Source organism: Streptomyces montanus (assembly GCF_005786655.1).
Classification (GTDB): domain Bacteria; phylum Actinomycetota; class Actinomycetes; order Streptomycetales; family Streptomycetaceae; genus Streptomyces; species Streptomyces sporangiiformans.
Window position 1 is genome coordinate 50670 of the sequence record NZ_VBZC01000021.1, and the last position, 16624, is coordinate 67293.

General features: G+C 66.6%; 16 protein-coding genes and 6 pseudogenes. 9 read left to right on the top strand and 13 right to left on the bottom strand.

The window, feature by feature from the left end; all coding sequences use genetic code 11:
- Nucleotides 1-21: 21 nt before the first annotated feature.
- Complete coding sequence (locus FE633_RS20260) at nt 22-978, bottom strand: AraC family transcriptional regulator (RefSeq protein ID WP_171060043.1); 957 nt, start codon at nt 976-978, stop codon at nt 22-24.
- 82 nt (nt 979-1060) lie between these two features.
- Between FE633_RS20260 and FE633_RS20265 the strand changes: the two genes are divergently transcribed.
- Nucleotides 1061-1915, top strand: coding sequence for an NAD(P)H-binding protein (locus tag FE633_RS20265; protein WP_138046582.1), 855 nt, complete (start codon nt 1061-1063; stop codon nt 1913-1915).
- 115 nt (nt 1916-2030) lie between these two features.
- Nucleotides 2031-2860, top strand: a pseudogene (locus tag FE633_RS20270) (IS5 family transposase).
- A gap of 22 nt (nt 2861-2882) precedes the next feature.
- Here FE633_RS20270 and FE633_RS20275 read toward each other — a convergent pair.
- Nucleotides 2883-3206, bottom strand: coding sequence for a hypothetical protein (locus FE633_RS20275; RefSeq protein ID WP_246113732.1), 324 nt, complete (start codon nt 3204-3206; stop codon nt 2883-2885).
- Between the two features lie 405 nt (nt 3207-3611).
- Nucleotides 3612-3970 (bottom strand): annotated as a pseudogene (locus FE633_RS49980) (phage terminase small subunit).
- A gap of 39 nt (nt 3971-4009) precedes the next feature.
- Here FE633_RS49980 and FE633_RS20285 point away from each other — a divergent pair.
- Complete coding sequence (locus FE633_RS20285) at nt 4010-4609, top strand: hypothetical protein (protein WP_138046584.1); 600 nt, start codon at nt 4010-4012, stop codon at nt 4607-4609.
- 14 nt (nt 4610-4623) lie between these two features.
- Here the strand turns inward: FE633_RS20285 and FE633_RS20290 are convergent, their stop codons facing one another.
- Together FE633_RS20290 and FE633_RS20295 are read right to left on the bottom strand one after the other, a co-directional pair.
- Nucleotides 4624-4848, bottom strand: coding sequence for a hypothetical protein (locus tag FE633_RS20290; protein ID WP_138046585.1), 225 nt, complete (start codon nt 4846-4848; stop codon nt 4624-4626).
- A 22-nt stretch (nt 4849-4870) separates the two neighbouring features.
- A pseudogene (locus FE633_RS20295) lies at nt 4871-5062 on the bottom strand (IS5/IS1182 family transposase); the annotation flags it as partial.
- On the opposite strand from FE633_RS20295, the pseudogene FE633_RS20300 reads away from it, so the two are divergent.
- A pseudogene (locus FE633_RS20300) lies at nt 5063-5470 on the top strand (cytidine deaminase family protein).
- 236 nt (nt 5471-5706) lie between these two features.
- Here FE633_RS20300 and FE633_RS20305 read toward each other — a convergent pair.
- The 3 genes from FE633_RS20305 to FE633_RS20315 all read right to left on the bottom strand — a co-directional run bounded on the left by FE633_RS20305 (nt 5707) and on the right by FE633_RS20315 (nt 8540).
- Complete coding sequence (locus FE633_RS20305; protein ID WP_138046587.1) at nt 5707-6549, bottom strand: phosphotransferase; 843 nt, start codon at nt 6547-6549, stop codon at nt 5707-5709.
- Between the two features lie 258 nt (nt 6550-6807).
- Complete coding sequence (locus tag FE633_RS20310; RefSeq protein ID WP_138046588.1) at nt 6808-7335, bottom strand: GNAT family N-acetyltransferase; 528 nt, start codon at nt 7333-7335, stop codon at nt 6808-6810.
- Nucleotides 7332-8540 (bottom strand): IS256 family transposase, encoded by a 1209-nt coding sequence (locus FE633_RS20315; RefSeq protein ID WP_246113739.1) that lies wholly within the window; start codon nt 8538-8540, stop codon nt 7332-7334. The genes FE633_RS20310 and FE633_RS20315 overlap by 4 nt, the downstream gene beginning before the upstream one ends.
- Nucleotides 8541-8725: 185 nt before the next feature.
- Here FE633_RS20315 and FE633_RS20320 point away from each other — a divergent pair.
- Nucleotides 8726-9263 (top strand): annotated as a pseudogene (locus FE633_RS20320) (transposase); the annotation flags it as partial.
- A gap of 71 nt (nt 9264-9334) precedes the next feature.
- On the opposite strand, the gene FE633_RS20325 reads toward FE633_RS20320, so the two are convergent.
- Nucleotides 9335-9763, bottom strand: a complete 429-nt coding sequence (locus FE633_RS20325) for a VOC family protein (protein ID WP_138046590.1) — start codon at nt 9761-9763, stop codon at nt 9335-9337.
- A 284-nt stretch (nt 9764-10047) separates the two neighbouring features.
- Here FE633_RS20325 and FE633_RS20330 point away from each other — a divergent pair, with 284 nt between their 5' ends.
- On the top strand, nt 10048-10482 hold the full coding sequence (locus FE633_RS20330) for a hypothetical protein (RefSeq protein WP_246113733.1): 435 nt from the start codon (nt 10048-10050) through the stop codon (nt 10480-10482).
- A gap of 362 nt (nt 10483-10844) precedes the next feature.
- Here FE633_RS20330 and FE633_RS20335 read toward each other — a convergent pair whose 3' ends face one another.
- Both FE633_RS20335 and FE633_RS20345 read right to left on the bottom strand, forming a co-directional pair.
- Nucleotides 10845-11168 carry a hypothetical protein gene (locus FE633_RS20335; RefSeq protein ID WP_138046591.1) on the bottom strand — a complete coding sequence of 108 codons (324 nt, stop codon included), beginning with the start codon at nt 11166-11168 and terminating at the stop codon, nt 10845-10847.
- A gap of 312 nt (nt 11169-11480) precedes the next feature.
- Nucleotides 11481-11798, bottom strand: a complete 318-nt coding sequence (locus FE633_RS20345) for a transposase (protein ID WP_138046593.1) — start codon at nt 11796-11798, stop codon at nt 11481-11483.
- Between the two features lie 371 nt (nt 11799-12169).
- Between FE633_RS20345 and FE633_RS20350 the strand changes: the two genes are divergently transcribed.
- Nucleotides 12170-12373, top strand: a complete 204-nt coding sequence (locus FE633_RS20350) for a hypothetical protein (RefSeq protein WP_138046594.1) — start codon at nt 12170-12172, stop codon at nt 12371-12373.
- A 370-nt stretch (nt 12374-12743) separates the two neighbouring features.
- On the opposite strand, the gene FE633_RS20355 is transcribed toward FE633_RS20350, so the two are convergent.
- A complete protein-coding gene (locus FE633_RS20355) occupies nt 12744-13730 on the bottom strand; it encodes a TIGR01777 family oxidoreductase (protein ID WP_138046595.1) in 987 nt (328 codons plus the stop codon).
- A gap of 680 nt (nt 13731-14410) precedes the next feature.
- Here FE633_RS20355 and FE633_RS20365 point away from each other — a divergent pair.
- Together FE633_RS20365 and FE633_RS20370 are read left to right on the top strand one after the other, a co-directional pair.
- A complete protein-coding gene (locus FE633_RS20365; RefSeq protein WP_138046596.1) occupies nt 14411-14605 on the top strand; it encodes a hypothetical protein in 195 nt (64 codons plus the stop codon).
- 43 nt (nt 14606-14648) lie between these two features.
- Nucleotides 14649-15493: pseudogene (locus FE633_RS20370) on the top strand (IS5 family transposase).
- A gap of 277 nt (nt 15494-15770) precedes the next feature.
- Here the strand turns inward: FE633_RS20370 and FE633_RS20380 are convergent.
- Nucleotides 15771-16151, bottom strand: a complete 381-nt coding sequence (locus tag FE633_RS20380; RefSeq protein ID WP_138046597.1) for a VOC family protein — start codon at nt 16149-16151, stop codon at nt 15771-15773.
- Nucleotides 16152-16624 lie beyond the last annotated feature (473 nt).

Below are 16624 nucleotides of genomic sequence, written 5' to 3' on the forward strand. Positions count from 1 at the left end.
CCAAGCTCCAAGGACCGGCAGTCATGTCCGGTCGCGATAGCGCTGTGGACTGATCCCGCGTGCGCGCTTGAAAGCGGTGCTGAGCGCGAATGCGCTGCCATAACCAACCTGACGGGCTACGGAGTCAATCGTGGCGTCCGACTCCCTGAGAAGATCGGCGGCCAGGTCGATTCGCCACCCGGCGAGGTATGCCATTGGTGGCATACCAATCAGGTCGGTGAAGCGACGGGCCAACGTCGCTCGGGACACCCCGGTCCGCCCGGCGAGCGCGGCCACCGTCCAGGGATGGCCCGGGTGGCCGTGTATGAGCCGCAGGACGGTGCCGACAACGGGATCCCCGTTGGCTCGGTACCAGGCTGGCGCTTCGGCATCGGGCCGGGAGAACCATGCGCGGAGGCTCGCGACCAGCAAAAGATCCAGAAATCGATCGAGCACGAGATCCTGGCCCGGCTCGTTTCGCACGGTCTCCTCAGCGAGTAGCGACACCAGCGCCGATTCGACGTGGGCGGCCCTGGGGATGACCAGAAGCGGCGGCAACGCGCTGAGCAGGTGCGTAGCGATCTCGCCCCGTCCCCGGTACTTGCCTATCAGCAGCACCGACGAACCGTCCGCGCCGTCGTCGCAAGTTCGCTTGCCGTTGACCCAGGTGCGCACACCCATGTCCGCGACCTCGGGCAGCTCCATGCCGGCTGAGGTTGTCCGTCGAGGGCCGGGTTGAACGACCACCTGGATCGGAGTGCGGGGATTATCGGCGAAGGTAAACGCGTCCGGGCCACGCATGATCGCGATATCGCCTGCGTCCAGTCGCACCGCATCGCCAGCGCTGGGCACAACCCAGGGCCTCCCTCGCAGGATCGCCACTACGCTGAGTGGTGCCCTGTCCCGCACCTGCACCGACCAGGGTGGGTTCTGGACGGTCCGCAGCACGAATGCGCCCCTGGCCCTGACTCCGTCCAACAAGATCGACAAAGGGTCCACCGGCGCAGTGTAAGACGCACGATTATGGACCTGCGAGCCTCGACCATGGCCCATAGCCCGGCATGCCGATGGACTGTGGAACATGACACCAACTACGCCAACAACGTTGGTCCTCGCGGGAACAGGCAAGACTGGACGCCGGGTCGTGTCCGGGCTCGTAGCGCGTGACGTGCCGGTCCGGATTGGCTCACGGCGTGCTGAGCCGCCGTTCGACTGGCAGGACGACACCACGTGGGAACCTGCGCTGCGAGGCGCTGACGCGGCTTATGTGGCCTTCTATCCTGATGCGGCGTTCCCTGGCGCGGCCAGGACCGTGGGTTCCTTCGCAGATCTCGCGGTGGCTTCCGGCATCCGGCGCCTTGTCTTGCTTGCTGACCGCGGTGCTGCCGAGGCCGAGCGGTGCGAACAGGCGGTGCGGGAGTCGGGTGCGGAGTGGACTGTCGTGCGGGCGGGGTTCATCACGCAGAACTTCAGCGAGGCGTTGCTCGTAGAACGGATCCGGGCCGGTGTGGTCGCACTTCCGGTCAGCGATGTAGCGGAACCGTTCACCGACGCAGAGGACATCGCGGATGTCGCCGTCGCGGCGCTGACCGAGAACGGTCATGCCGGCCAGATCCACGAAGTGACCGGACCACGACTGCTCACCTTCGCCGATGCCGTCGGCGAGATAGCGAGGGTGACCCGCAGGGACGTTCGTTATCTGCCGGTCACGCCCGAGCAGTTCGTCTCATCGCTGACCGGACGAGGTGTGTCGACCGAGTACGCGACGCAACTGGCCGGCCTGATGGTCGAGGTCTTCGACGGCCGCAGGGCCAATGTGATCGACACCGTCGAGCGCATTCTCGGCCGACCACCCCATGACTTCGCGGAGTATGCCCGCAAGACCGCCGCTACCGGTGTATGGGATGCCCGTGCTGAGTCCTCCGATGGAGCCTGACAAGACCAACAGCCCAAGATCGTGATCAAGTTCAGGGAACACGTCAAGAGCGTGTCTCCTTGATGGGTTGGTCAGTTGATCGGATGTGTCTGTCCGGTTATTGATCACTGATGCGATGTGGGACCGGATCGAGCCGCTGATGCCGCCCGATCCGGTCCGCGGCCGACGGTGGGCCGACCACCGCCGGACCCTGGAAGCCTTCGCGTGGAAGTACCGCACCTGCTCGCCCTAGCGCGACCTGCCAGAGGAGCTCGGGTACTTTCAGACCGCGCACAAACGCCTGATCAGGTGGGCCATGGACGGCACATGGGAACGGATCCTCGCGGCTGTCCTTGCAGTGGCGGATGCTGGCGACGACGTGGGCTGGACAGTCTCGGTGGACTCCACCGTCTGCCGGGCTCACCAGCATTCGGCCGGAGCCAGGAAAAGGGGGCGCCCGGCCGGACCGAGCCCAGAGGATCACGCGCTCGGACGCTCCCGCGGTGGGTTGAGCACGAAGGTCCACTTGGCCAGTGACAGCCGGGCACGGCCTCTGTCCATCACGTCACCGCGGGCCAGGCTGGTGACGCGCCGGCCTTCGAGGCAGTCATGGCCGGAATCCGGATCCCGCGAAGCGGAATCGGCAGGCCAAGAACCCGCCCTACGGTCGTCCTTGCGGATCGCGCTTACTCTTCCCGCTCGATCCGCCGGCACCTCCGTCGACGCGGCATCCGTGCCGTTGTCCCGCAGCCCGCCGACCAGATCGGCCACCGTCTGCGGCGAGGCCGCGCCGGAGGCCGCCCGCCCGGCTTCGACACTGAGACATACAAAGAGCGCAATGCCGTCGAGCGGTGCATCGCTCGGATCAAGCAGTGGCGGGGCCTTGCAATGCGGACAGACAAGCTTGCTGTCGCCTACCAGGCCGCACTGCACCTGGCCGCCATCCTCATCTGGACCCGCAGGTGACAGGACGCCGACGTAAGCCGGTCTATTGGAGGTCTGTGCTCGGTTGGCGACGCCAGTCCCATCCGGGGTAACGGTCCACAAGCGTGAGGAACTCGCTCGCCTGCAGGATCTCGTGGTGGTTGGTGTCGACAAGACCGTCCACGCCAGGCAGGACCTCGCGGAGGAAGGCCCGGGCCGCGTCCATGGACTGGCACGACACATAGACCGCGTACGGTTCGCCGATCCGGGTCCTCACCTGCTCGAGCTCCTCCGGCTCGTAGTCCGACAGGATCCCGCCCGAGAGGTCGATGTAATACGAGTACCCGTGTTGGTGCAGCCTTTCGTCGCCCGTCACGGGATCCGGCACGAGCTCAAGGGAACGGATTCGCCCTTCAAGCGACGGGCGTCGCTCCGCGGGGACAAGAACGATCACAGATGGCCAGGACACGCGTCTACCTCCCCCCCCCCCCCCCCCCCCCCCGCGACCGTAGTCGAGCGGTCCGCTCGGGTCGCAAGATTTTCCGTTCGGCGGGGAGGGTTCTTCGTCAAGGAGACAGGCTCAAGGTCGGTAAGACCCTCTACTCGGTGCCGTGGCGGCACATCGGCCGCAATGCCGACGCCCGCTCGACTTCCACGGTCCAGATCTCGAGGATGGACAGCTGATCGCCACCCGCGGACGCCGCCCGGCCGGCTAGGCCACCGACCTGTCGCACTACCCGCCATAAACGTTTCTCATGGTGGATCGTTCGTTGAGGCTGCATGAGTCAGAGGCTCACAAACTTCTGTAGTCGGCGAGGACGGCCGCGGACTGCTCCTCGAGCTCGGGCTCATGCAGTTCGATGTGCACGCGGCGCCGGTCGCCCTCCGCGCCCAGAAGCCGCTCGAAGGCGCTGTGGACGGTCTGAAGTATCTGCCCGACCTCTTCCCCGCCTGCTTGTAGAAGGAGAGGTCTTCGCAGATTGAGAAGGCGAGGGCCCAGTCGCACTGCTGGAAGAAGTCGGCCTGGCCGGACTCCTTCAAGGGGCCCCACAGGCGCTTCGTGATCGGGCGCCAGGAGCAGTCGGCAGCCGGGATCTTCGCGGCCGGGCGAGGTCGGACTCGCAGTTCGGTGCTGGACCGGGCACGGCTCACCTCGCTCGGCCGTCAGTGGGCGTGGATACGATCGTGAGCGTGTCTATAGAGGCCGTTGCTTCCCTCGTCACCGCCACCGTTGCCGTGGTCGGCGTACCCGCGGTCTATATGCAGGCCCGCGCAGCCCGCTTGTCGGCCGAAGCCGCTGGACGGGCGCAGTTGCAGCACACTCGACAAACAAGTCAGCATGCGGCGAGCGTCGAAGTATTGGCAGCCGCAGATGAGCTGAAGCGAGCCTGCGACAACAGCGGAAGCGCGGCCTGGTGGCTGACCATGATCTACCAGGATGGGGTGAGCGACGACGATAGGCGCAGGGAGCGAGCCAGGGAGCAGAAGGAGAGCGCCGAGCGGCGACACGAAGAGGCGTTCGACCATGCTTGCGAGGCGTATGAGCGCCTGGTCAAGGCAGTGGCACGGCTGGAGTTGGAGGGCCCTGACCAGCTCATTGCCTCAGCGGCCAGACTGGCCGACCTCGGAGACCTGCTACAGCTTCAAGGCCAGGGCACAAACTTTGACGAGGACGACCTGGTCTATGTGACCGAGCACGAGCAACAGCCCTTCACCTGGGTTACCAAGCAATTCGCCGAGGCACGGAGCAAGTTCATCCTTGACACGCGGTCCTACTTCAACGACATCTGACCGGGCAGGTCTGATCAGAATGTCCCGCCCGCTGGGAAGTGGGCAGACAGCCAGGCCATGAACGCGACCAGGGCAAAGCGGCGCAGCCGGGTCGTCCGGTCCGGGACGATGCCCTTGGCGGTATGGAACCACCGGGACACGTGCTCGGACAGGGTGTCGCCGGGCTGCTTGCGATAGAGGGCCAGGCCCTCTATCGCGACGAAGAGGCCCATCCATGCGACCCAGGCAGCGGTGAACACGGGCTCCTCCGTAGACTCCGTTTCAGGTGGTGTGTCGGCGGTAGCTGAGGTGGGCGGCGGCGCTGCCGACGAAGGCCAGGAAGTGCTCGGCCTCGCGTTCGTAGCGGCGGTGCCAGCGGCAGCAGCCGGGTAACCAGGACACGGTTCTCTCGACGACCCAGTGGTGGCGGCCCAGCCGCGTGGAGGACTCGATGCCTTTGCGGGCGACACGGTGGTGGACCACCACGTCGACCACGAACTCATCCAGGCCGCGGCGCACGTCGCGCGCACCCGCTGCCAGGGCGACAACCACACGATGGCAGCCGCGGCCCGCGTCCAGGGCGGCCGGATAGTCACGGCGATGAACGCCTACCACTTCACCGGAGGCCCCTGCGCCGAGCTGGTCTTCATCGGCGCGGCAGCCAATCCAGGGCACCTACGAGCTGGACACGATCGTCGCCGTGGGCGACCTCAATCGGGGGGGTTGTCCCCCCTGTACGGCCGGTGCCGTCAGGTCCTTCTCGACTACTTCCCCGCCCTCAAGGTCATCGTCGGCGAAGACGACCGCGTCCGAACCGTCCTTATCACCGACTTGCTCCCCGAAAGCTACGTCTGGGCAGACCACCAGCTCGACGGCGAGTAGACCGCGCCACTCAGCACGAGCTCGCACCGCCGGACGGCAACAGGGCGAACCTTGTCTGATGCAGCACCAGGACTTGTCCGGCCGATCATGTGACTCGTGTCCGGGGTCGTTGCTGTGGGCACGGGGCGAGGGGATGAGATGTCCTCTCAAGTCGGCCGAGTTCGTCCGCTGCTCCGTTGTCCGGATGCCGCACACGGCGCAGCGGATCGGGACCCAGCAGCCTCTCTGTCTCCAGTTCAGCCCAGTCCGCAGCGATCGAGTGCAGCACGGACCTGGTTGAGCCCCTCCACTCTCCAGTGGCCCCGGTCAGGCATTTGGTCGTCTCGGCGCCAGCGCCAGGCCGAGAACATCGCCCAGTTCAGGGCGCGGCACCGCTGAATCAAGCCGTGGTCAGCCCCCGTGTAGTGCTTTCCCACTTCTTCGGGCGCATGGGCGAGGTCGAACTCGATCGGCCCACGGCAGCACGTGGCGAGGTCTACGAAAAGCGGCCCTCTCCTCGTGTTCAGGAGGTTGCCCGGATGAGGCTCGCCGTGCAACAGCTGGTCGCCGGCTTTGTCGATGCTGATCGCGGCGCTCAGTCCACTGAGTGTGTCGTTGAGGAGTTCCCGGTCAGAATCGGGCAGTTCGGGGGACCGCTCCCGTTCGTTCACCTCTCTCAGTGCCACGGCGACTCGATCGGTGAAATGCGGTGCGCCCAGATCGATCTGGCGCAGGGCGGCATGGTGACGCAGGAACACGTCTGCGTAGTCGCCCGGCGCGATCTCTGATCGCACAGGTTCGTAGTACGTCCAGAGCGAGATGGCGAAGGCGTCACGCAAATAGACTCGGGGTTCGACCCGAGGGTCGAGCTCAGCCACCGGAGCGTCGACGTCGGCGAGACGGCGAGCAACCTCTACTTCGAACTCGGAACCAGCCAGATGCCCCGAAGGCGCGACCCGAGCCAGAACATCGCAAGGGACCAGGCGCAGCGCGACCCGGTCCGAGTTGTGGATGACGATCGCATCGTCGACCTGTAGGCCCAGCTCCGAAGCGGTCGCCCGTCCTGCCTCAACTGCGCGACGGAGTTCTGTTGGCTCCATACCGTTCTCCCTCATTGTTGAGTACACATACACGTCTGGAGACAACGGCGACGCCCCCGATGTCCGCGCGAACATCATTCGGCAGCCAAACCCGGACCCGGCGATAAGCATCGCAAACGGGACCTGCACAGGCCCTAGGATTCATTCGGCCGATCATGTGACTAGTCCGTGTCCGGGTCGTTGATGTGAACATGGGGCGAGGGCATCTGACGGATGCCAAGTGGGAACGGCTCCGGCCGTTTCTGCCGGGAGTAATAGTCAAGATCTGTGGCGTCTGATGGTCCGGTGCCATCGGATCTCGCCGTCGCGCCATTCGTCGGTGGGTGTGAGTCCGGCGGCAGTGGCGACGGCAGCGGATGCCCGATGTTCGGGGTGGACGTGGGCGATGATCGTGTGCACCGGCTGCTGGCTGAGCCAGTCGACGAGGCCTCGGGCTGCTTCGGTGGCGATGCCTCTTCCGTGCCACGGTGTCCCCACCACCCAGGCGAGCTCGGCGATGGGGCCGTGGCCGGAGGGGCTGACCGTCGCCTGGACGGTGCCCGTCAGGCAGGACTCGTCACCGAGCCGGATCACCCAGTTCAGCCAGGAGACGGCTGGATCGGGAGAGCCTGCGGTCATGCGCTGGTAGCGCGAGCGCAGGGCGTGCGGGGTGTCGGGAGTGCCGCCGATGAAGGTGTGCAGGGCCGGATCGGACAGCACGGTGGCCATCTCCTCGGCGTGCTCGACGCGCAGCGGCAGCAGGTCCAGCCGCCTGGTGCTGATGGCCTGGGCAGCGAGTGTGTTCACGCCGCGACCGCCTTGGGGCGTTCGATGAGCTGGCCGCGTTCGAAGCGGGCTCCGGCGCGGACGAGGGCGACGAGGTGGGGTGCGTTCACGGCCCGCCACCGTTGCTGGGCGGACTCGACGAGTTTGAAGACCATGGCCAGGGCGGCGGTGCGGGAGCCGGCGCCACGGGCGACCTTGGTCCGCAGCCGGACGGTGGAGAAGGTCGACTCGATGGGGTTCGTGGTGCGCAGGTGGATCCAGTGCTCGGCCCGGAAGTCGTAGAACGCCAGCAACTGGTCCTGGTCGTCGGTGATCTTCTTGACGGCCTTGGGGAACTTCGCGCCGTAGAGCTGGGCGAATGTGTTGACCGCCGGTGCCGCGTGGTCGCGGTCCTCAGCGTTGTAGCTGTCCTGGATGGCCTTCTTCGCGCCGGGCTGTGCAGACTTCGGCATGGAGTCGAGGACATTGGCCGTTTTGTGAACCCAGCATCTTTGCTCGCGGGTGTCGGGGAACACCTCGGACAGGGCCTTCCAGAAGCCCAGGGCGCCGTCGCCGACCGCGAGGACGGAGGCGCGCACGCCCCGGCGGGCGCAGTCGCGCATCAGGTCGGCCCAAGACTCGCCCGATTCGCGGTAGCCGTCCTTGAGAGCGACCAGTTCCTTGGAGCCGTCGGCGCGCACCCCGATGAGCACCAGGACGCAGGCTTTGGCCTCCTCCAGGCGGACGTTGAGGTGGATGCCATCGGCCCACACGTACACATAGTCGACCTCCGCGAGGTCGCGGTCCATCAAGGCGGCGTGGTCGGCCTGCCACTGCGTCGTCAGCCGGGTGACCGTCGCCGCCGAGAGCCCGGCGGAGGAGCCGAGGAACTGCTCCAGAGCGGGCACGAAGTCGCCGGAGGACAGGCCGTGCAGGTAGAGCAGTGGCAGCACCTCGCTGATCTTCGGGGACTTGCGGCACCACGGCAGCAGGATCGCGGAGGAGAACCGCTTGCGCTCCCCCGTGGTCTCATCGAGGCGTTTGTCGTTCACCCGCGGCGCCTTCACCTCGACCGCGCCGGCCGCGGTGGTGACCTGCCGGGGCTGGTGATAGCCGTTGCGGACCACCAGGCGGCGCCCCTGGTCGTCGCGTTCATTGGCCAACTCGGCTATGTAGACGTTGACTTCGGCCTCCAGCGCGGCAGCCACCATCCGCCGCGCGCCTTCCCGGACGATCTCATCCAGCAGCGAGCTGCCGCTTGGCGTGCTGCTGTCCTCGTTGACTACCGGCGTGCCTTCCCGACCGACGCGGCAACGTCGGCCTTGCTCGATGACCTATCGATCGATCCATCGGGAAGGTACGCCTCCTTCCGTCAGGAGTGATCCACAGGTATTGAGCATTGCTCTTCTGCCGGTCAGCAACGACCGCTGTGGCCGCTGACCGCATCATCGGCCACCTCGAGCCGTCGCGCTTACGCTTCAGCCCCGTCAGCGGTTCCGTAAAGACGCCGTGCTGATTGTCGACGGCACCCTGGTCCCCACGCGGGATCATACGGTTGTCGAGCAGTCGAAGAACTACAGGTATTTGGCCAACCATCAGGTCGTCATCGACGCCGACACCCGATTCGTCGTCGCCGTCGGCCGGCCGGGCACCGGCAACCGCACCGACCGCGAGGCGTGGGGACTGTCCGGTGCGAAGGCCGCCGTGGGCCGGGCCGCGGTCATCGCGGACGGCGGCTACCGGGGCACCCGCCGCTCATCCCGCACCGCCGTGAACGCGGCCAGACCGAACTGCCAGCTTGGAAGGAGGAGCACAACACCTCCCACCGCAGGGTCCGGGCCCGCGTCGAGCACGTCTTCGCGCGGATGAAGGCCTGGAAGATCCTTCGCGACTGCCGTCCGAGGGGCGGCGGCGTTCACACCGCGATGCTGGGCATCGCCCGGCTGCACAACCTCGCCCTCACGGGATAACTCCCCCACCCCTTACGGGACCAGGGAGGTCCAAGGGAGGCGGCTCCCCACCTCGCCGTCTCGGAGGATGCTCAGTCGAGACAAAACTCGTTGCCCTCGATGTCCTGCATCACGATGCAGGAATCGTTGCCGTCATACAGTAGTCGCACGCGTACCGCCCCGAGGGCGACCAGTCGTGCGCACTCGGCTTCGAGCGTGGCGAGGCGCTCTTCACCCATGAGCCCGGTGCCGACCCTCACGTCAAGATGCAGCCGATTCTTGACGACCTTGCCTTCGGGAACGCGCTGAAAGAACAGTCGCGGGCCCACACCTGAGGGATCACTGCAGGCGAACCATGAACCCTGATCCTCAGGAGACCGGGAGCGGTCGAAATCGTCCCAAGTGGCGAACCCCTCCGGCGGCGGCGATACGACGTACCCCAACACCTCGCACCAAAAGCGAGCGACGCGCTCAGGTTCTGCGCAGTCAAAGGTGACTTGGAACTGCTTGATCGATGACACAGGCGCACCATAACAGGGGGACTCTTTCCCTCATCTCCAGGTAGAGATCTGCATGTTGACGGGAGGATGGTCCTTGCGAGCCGCTGCCGCGTCGTGAACAACGCATCCCCGGCGGCGTAGCCCACCGGTGGGACCCAGGATCCAATCCCGACCACCACCCTCATGCCAAAGATCAGTCACGGGACAATCCTTAGCCCACGGCTGAGAAGCAGTCCCTTTTCCGAATTTAATTTGTGGCGTTTCCGCATGTCAGTCGTGATTTTTGCGTTGTCCGGGCAGGCTTGGTGCGTCTGGCTGGTCTGGAGGAGGTGCTGAACCACCGGGTGATCGGCCTGGAGCAGTATCTCGAGGCGCTGGCCGAGCAGGACGCGTCCGCTCCGGTGGAAGCCCCTGGGGCCGTGGCCGTCGAGGGACCGATGGACGAGCCGGTGCCGGCGGCAGGGCCGCGCAGGATGGTGGCCCGCAAGGAGGGCAGGGTGTCGGTAAAGGTCCTGGTCCCGGACTACCGGCGGATCATGACGGTTTTCAAGGACACGGGTGATGGCGGTCTATCGACGAAGCGGGTGGCGGCGAAGCTGGGCTGGGATCCGGCTGTTGCGACGCGGGTCGAGGGCGCGCGGGGCAGGATGAAGCGGCTGGTGGAGCGGGGCTGGCTGATGCAGGAGACGGCAGGCTGGTTCATGCTGCCCGCGCCCGGGCCCGCCGCTGCTGCCACGTAGTGGCCGTGCTGCGGGCCAGGCGGCGCCTGCCCATCAGCCAGGCCAGGGTCCACTCGACTGCTTCTCAGGGCAACGGCCCGTCACGGCAAGTTGGAAACAGCCTCAATGGCTTGGTTCGCTGGGGCCAGGGCGGTCAGTTAGCGCCGTGTCAGCCAATGTTCGCCCCGTCGCGACGCCCGGCACGGCTCTCCCAGTCTTCGGCCGGGGGTACCCCCACGAGGCCGACCCGGCACCTTGCGGGACACCGCACCGGACGCCGCCGTTCCCTGACGGGCGACCCTGGCTGACGAGGCACTATTTCGTCTTCCTGAAGACCCGTCCTGCCGTGCACCCTCAGGCCATGGAGACGTTGAGTTCCTTCACTAGCACTCGTTCGGCACGCCGCCCGTCTCGCCACCAACGAGGTATACCGCGCTGACGAAATAGCTAGGGACAAGCGCATGGGGTGGGAATCGTTCCCTATGCATCCCCAAAGCAACCCACTTGTTGTTCGTAACACCGTTGTCGGTGACGGTGTCGCCGTACGCCCAGCAAAGGCCGAGCGCCGACTCACCCGCATGGAAGGTGCCGAAGATCTCAGACGTGGTACTGGGGTATTGGCGCTCGTTGACAGTTTCGTACGCCGTCACCATCGCACCATCCGTCGGGGTGACGGGCGCGGCCGAGGCTGGCGCCGCAATGGCCATGGTCCCTACGGTTGCCACGGCGATGCCTAATGAGGCAAGTGACGCTTTTCGGATCATTGTGTTCCCCTCTAGGGCGCACCGATACTGTTCAAATCATCCTCGTGCACTCCGGGCTTCACAGTGCCCCCTTCATAATGTGCGTACTGCTTCGTCACAATGCTCTCTCGTGGTGGAAGTTCACCTCTGGCCCCTCGCACGCGGACCCGAAGCTGGGCTGGGATCCAGCTGTTGCGACGCGGGTCGAAGGCGCGCGGGGCAGGATGAAGAGGCTGGTGCAGCGGGGCTGGCTGGTGCAGGAAAGGCCGGGCTGGTTCATGTTGCCCGCGCCCGGGCCCGCCGCTGCTGCCACGTAGTGGCCGTGCTGCGGGCCAGGCGGCGGCTGCGCATCACCCAGGCCAGGGTGCGCTCGACGACCCAGCGGCGCGGGAGGACGGTAAACCCACTGGGGTCGCTGTGTTTGACCACCTGAAGGGTGAGGCCGAGCTTGCGGGCGGCCCAGTCGACGAGGTGGCCGGTGTAACCGCTGTCGGCCCAGATGAGACGTAGCTTCCGGAAGTTCTCCCGCAGGATGGGCAGCATCGTGCCGGCGGCGTCCCGGTCCGTGGTGGAAGCGGGCGTGACCAGCGCCATCAGCCTCCTGATCGCTGGTCAGCCACAGGTGGACGAGCGCCTTCACAGCGGATGCGGGAGATTGGCCTCCGCTGTCGTGGAAGGTGACGACTGCCGTGTCCCACGCGCCGGCCCATGGTTCATGGCCGTGCGCGAAGATGTCATCGGCAACGTCGCACAGGAACCTCGCCTGCTCTCGCAACTGACGGTTGTCGTGATTGACCCAAGCGAACCAGGACCTGTCCGTCCGAGGCCTGTAGCGGTAGTCCGGCCCGTAGTCGTAGGTCCAGTACGGGTCCGTGCTCCAAGGCTCGGGTTCCACATCCTCCCGCAGGCGCTCCCGAATCTGCCGTCGGCCGTCCTCCCAGAGCTGCTCGATCGCCACGGTGGCGATGAGCCCGCTCCAGCCCTTCGCCGGGCACCGCGACCGCCACAGCAGCGCCAGCTGGCGCCACGGTGGCACCGGTTCGCTCGCGTCGGGGAAGAGGTCATCGCTGCAGATCCCGCCGGTGGTCGTCGCCGCCAAGGCGAGCAGCAGCAGGTTCATGGAGTACGTCGCTGGCCGGGCCGGCACGGCCAGGCGCTGCGGCGTGTAGTCGCCATAGCGGGTGTTGTGGCGGTTTTCCAGCGCATGGTGGAAGAGTCCGAGAAGGAGAGTGAGCGCCTCGGTCCGCCGCGACTCCGGCCATCCGCGCAGTCGTTCCGCGAGGAAGGAGACGGTCGTTCCGCGCGTGGTGAGCGGCAAGAAGGACAGCAGCGCGTGCAGGAACGCGTCGTCGGTGGTGGTCGGTCTGTTGCGGCGCGTGTTGTGGCGTACCGACTCGGCTTCGTGCCCTACGCCCAGCACGCCGTGCAGGGCGTAGGGTTCCTCGGACGACCCCGGTCTGCTTCGCTGACGCGACTTTCGGACACGCAGGCGTTGGCTATGCACGCGAGTTGCGACTCTGATCCACTTCTTGTGGTCGTCTACACAGCGTGGCTGCTCGATTCACGGGCCCGACCCGATGCCGCACGAACCAGCCTGGCCCGCTGTACGAGGGATACAGCGGCCCTCTCCCACTCGGGATACGCGAAAACGAACCCGGCCGCGCGCAGCCGACCCGGCGCCACCCGACGGCTCTTGAGTAGCAGCTCCGTGTCCGAGCGCAGCGCGAACGCCCCCAGCTCGGCCATCCAGCGCGTCGCCGGCAGCCCCACCGGGACGCTCCAGGCCGTGCGCAGCGCCCGCATGAAGTCGCGGTGCGGAAGAGGGCCGGGCGAGGCGAGGTTCACCGGCCCTTCGAGGTCGCCCCGGGCGATCAGGAACTCCACCGCTCGCACGAAGTCCTCGTCATGGATCCAGGAGACGTACTGCGCGCCGCCGGCCACCGGACCGCCCAGCCCGAGTCGCGCCAGCCGCGACAGTACGTCGAACACACCGCCCCGATCCGGGCTCATGACCATCGCCGAGCGCAGCGCGACCTTGCGGGTCCCGGGAGTCGGTGCCTCGGCCTGCGCCCGCTCCCAGTTCTTCGCGATCTCGACGCTGTACGCCCAGTAGTCCGGCACACCGGCCTCCGAGCCGCCGATCACCCCGGTCGCCTCGTCGTGTGCCGCGTCGAAGCGGTGGGCGTAGACCGTCGCCGTACTCATCTGCAGCCAGACGCGCGGTGGCCGCGCGGCGGCGGCGATCGCCTCGCCGACCACCCGCGCCGAATCCACCCGGGAGTCCATCATGGCCCGAAGGTTCTCGGCGGTGTAACGGCAGGAAACGCTGCGCCCGGCCAGGTTGATCACGACATCGCAGCCGTCGATCGCAGCGGCCCAGCGGCCCAGCGTGGCCCCGTCCCAGCCGATGTCGTGCGCCCGCACGGGACGCCGGGTCAGCACCGTGACCTCGTGGCCGGCCGCCGTCAGGGCACGGTCGAGAATCGTTCCCACCTGTCCGGTTCCCCCGGGCAGCACTACCTTCATCGAACCCCCTCGGCTTCGCTCGGCATCAGCGTAGCTCTAATTTTTGAACGTGTTCAACTAGGGAGCCCGGTGCGCGTCAGGGCGAGGCGGCCGACACAGGCGGGCAGACCGGCGTCCACTTCTTACAGGGCCGGACCTTCGATGTTCGCTGGGACCGCTCCAGCTCTACGGCCAATCCCGCCCGTCCCCTCAAGCGGGTTCATCAGGGCTGCGGGGCCCACGACATCGACCGCTTCAACAACCTGGCTTGGGACCTCGGAGAGCGGCCGGTTCCCGATCTGCTTGTTGCCCTTCGCGTACGGCGCGCCCTGCTGGAAGGGACCGAAGAGCACATCGACCGATTCGCCGGCCGTCACCTCAGCCTGCGCTCGGGACACTCAGTTCGCCAGAAGGTTCATGCCCGGGACGGGCGGAGCAGAGCAACGCCATGGCGCTCACCCGGTCCGGCCAACGCGCGGCGACCTCCAGGGCGACCTGCCCGCCGCAGCTCAAAGTCAACGGCATTGGTTGTAACCTCGCCCGCCGTCCTCGCTCTGTGTTTGCTCAGGTCAGAAGTTGGCTCGCCCACCCGGCGTCGGCTCGACTCAGGTTATGGAACACCGCACCGTCGAGGGCTCGACCCCTAGGCAGGTTCGTTTGGATCACTTCCGCTGGCCGAGGTTGTCGTTGATGATGTCCGTGTGACTCACCGCATCAGTGCTCTGATCTCGGCCTTCGGCGTCCTTGCCAGCGTGATGCTGCTCGTCCTTGCCGTTCGTGAGTATCGTTCCGGGGCGTCGGTCCTCTGGCTCGTGGCTGGAGCCGTGATCTTCCTCAGTGCTTCGTACACGCTCGTGCGGGACGTGTGGCGGCTCCGCACTGGGCCGACCACCTGACAGCTGCACCGTTCCAACCAGCCCCGCCGGTCGTTGTTCGTGTGTGCCGTTGACTGACGCGCAGTGGGCGCGAATCGAGCCGCTACTCCCAGATCGGACTCCGCGGCGGGGTGGCCGGTGGAGGGACCACCGAGAGGTGATCGACGCGATCGCCTGGAAGTTCCAGACGGGATCGCAGTGGATCCACCTCCCCGAGAAGTACGGCAACTGGCGAGGCGTCTACAACCGGCTGCGGATGTGGGCCATCGACGGCACCTGGGAGCGGGTGTTCACCACGCTGGTCGCTCAGGCAGAGGCCGACGAAGACCTCAACTGGGCCGTCTCGGTCGACTCGACCGTCGTGCGCGCACACCAGCACGCGGCCGGAGCCCGCAAAAAAGGGCCCCAGCAGGCGAACCGGCGGACCACGCCATCGGCCGGTCCCGCGGCGGACTGACCACGAAGATCCACCTGGCCTCCGATGCCCACTGCCGGCCACTGGCCTTCGTGCTCACCGCCGGACAGGCCGGTGACGCACCCGCCTTCGCTCACGTCATGGCCCGCCTTCGCGTTCCTCGACGGTGAGGACGGCCCCGCACCAGGCCGGACGTGGTCCTGGCCGACAAGGCATACTCCTCCCGCGCGATCCGCGAGCACCTGCGCAAGCGCGGGATCCGCGCTGTGATCCCAGTTCCGGCCGATCAACGCGCCCACCGCCTGCGGCGTGGAAGCCGAGGCGGTAGGCCACCAGCCTTCGACCGCGAGGCGTACAAGCAGCGCAACACCGCCGAGCGCTGCATCAACCGCTTGAAACAGTGGCGAGGCATTGCCACCCGCTACGAGAAGACCGCAACCATCTACCTGGCCGGACTCCACATCGCAGGCATCTTCCTCTGGTCAGCGCGGTGATCCAAACGAAACGGCCTAGGCGTAGACCGTGACCTGACCGCCCGCACCGCCCGCGTGGGCACAGGCAACAGCGGTTCCAGCGGCGCCCACTGCTCATCGGTCAGGTCAAGCCGCCTCGTCACCGCTGGGGTGGCCACGAGGTCTCCGGGTTCAGGTTTTTCTTGGTCGATGAACCCTCTGCCGGAGACCTCACTTACTTCACGATCACGACACCCCCGTCACGCCGCACTTCGAGGCAGGCCCTGGGTACCTGGCGCCGAGGCGTGACCGATAAGCATCAGAGTGGGTTGAGGCGGGCCTTGAGCAGGCAGAACTCATTGCCTTCGGGGTCGGTCAGGACATGCCACTGCTCCTCCCCTGTCTGGCCGATGTCGGCCGGGCGCGCACCAAGCTTCAGTAGGCGTTCGAGCTCGGCGTCCTGATCGCGGTCGGTGGCGTTGACGTCGATGTGCAGCCGGGACTTCCCCTTCTCCGGCTCATCCCTGTAACTGAGGATGATCGTCGGCTGCGGACCACCGAACCCTTCACGCGGCCCGATCTCCAACGTGCCGTCGTCCTCGCGATCGAGCACGACGAAGTCCAGGACCTCGCACCAGAACCGCGCCAGCACCTCAGGGTCGCGGCAACCGAGCACGAGCTCACTGATACGACATGCCATAACGAAACCTGCTCTCAGCCTGGTAACTGCCGGGGAGGCCACACGCGAACCTCATGGGCTCCCAGCAGTGAAAACAATCCCGCGACCGTACCGGACGACGCGAGCACGGGCGAAATGATTTCAGGGCCGACCCTGTCGGGCAGCCGGGCAAGGCAGTTGGCCATGCAGTAGGGAAGCTGATTTTGAGACATGACCTGGCCGCCGACGTGCCCTTTCAGAGGTTCGCCATCCCGGGCGGCGCCATGGTCGGCACTTCGCATCGGGCAGTTCAAGCCATCTTGGTCAGCACTCAACTTCGGGGTGCCGCGGCCCAGTTCGAGAATCCTTTCTTCTGGCTTCGTCCCAGGGCATCGGGCCGTACCGCCTCAGTCCGCCCTTCGTTGAACGGCCTCTCGGATTGTCCGGATCACAGCCCCGGGTCCCGCTGATTGTCAGTGCCGTGCCCGAGGGTTCCTTCCGCACTCCACGCCTCG

What these genes read in the sequence shown, in the direction of transcription:
- FE633_RS20305 (WP_138046587.1), bottom strand. Translation starts at nt 6,549, where the DNA reads ATGGAGCCAACAGAACTCCGTCGCGCAGTTGAGGCAGGACGGGCGACC.
- FE633_RS20350 (WP_138046594.1), top strand. Translation starts at nt 12,170, where the DNA reads ATGAGCCCGCTCCAGCCCTTCGCCGGGCACCGCGACCGCCACAGCAGC.
- FE633_RS20335 (WP_138046591.1), bottom strand. Translation starts at nt 11,168, where the DNA reads ATGGCCATTGCGGCGCCAGCCTCGGCCGCGCCCGTCACCCCGACGGAT.
- FE633_RS20380 (WP_138046597.1), bottom strand. Translation starts at nt 16,151, where the DNA reads ATGGCATGTCGTATCAGTGAGCTCGTGCTCGGTTGCCGCGACCCTGAG.
- FE633_RS20355 (WP_138046595.1), bottom strand. Translation starts at nt 13,730, where the DNA reads ATGAAGGTAGTGCTGCCCGGGGGAACCGGACAGGTGGGAACGATTCTC.
- FE633_RS20265 (WP_138046582.1), top strand. Translation starts at nt 1,061, where the DNA reads ATGACACCAACTACGCCAACAACGTTGGTCCTCGCGGGAACAGGCAAG.
- FE633_RS20345 (WP_138046593.1), bottom strand. Translation starts at nt 11,798, where the DNA reads ATGGCGCTGGTCACGCCCGCTTCCACCACGGACCGGGACGCCGCCGGC.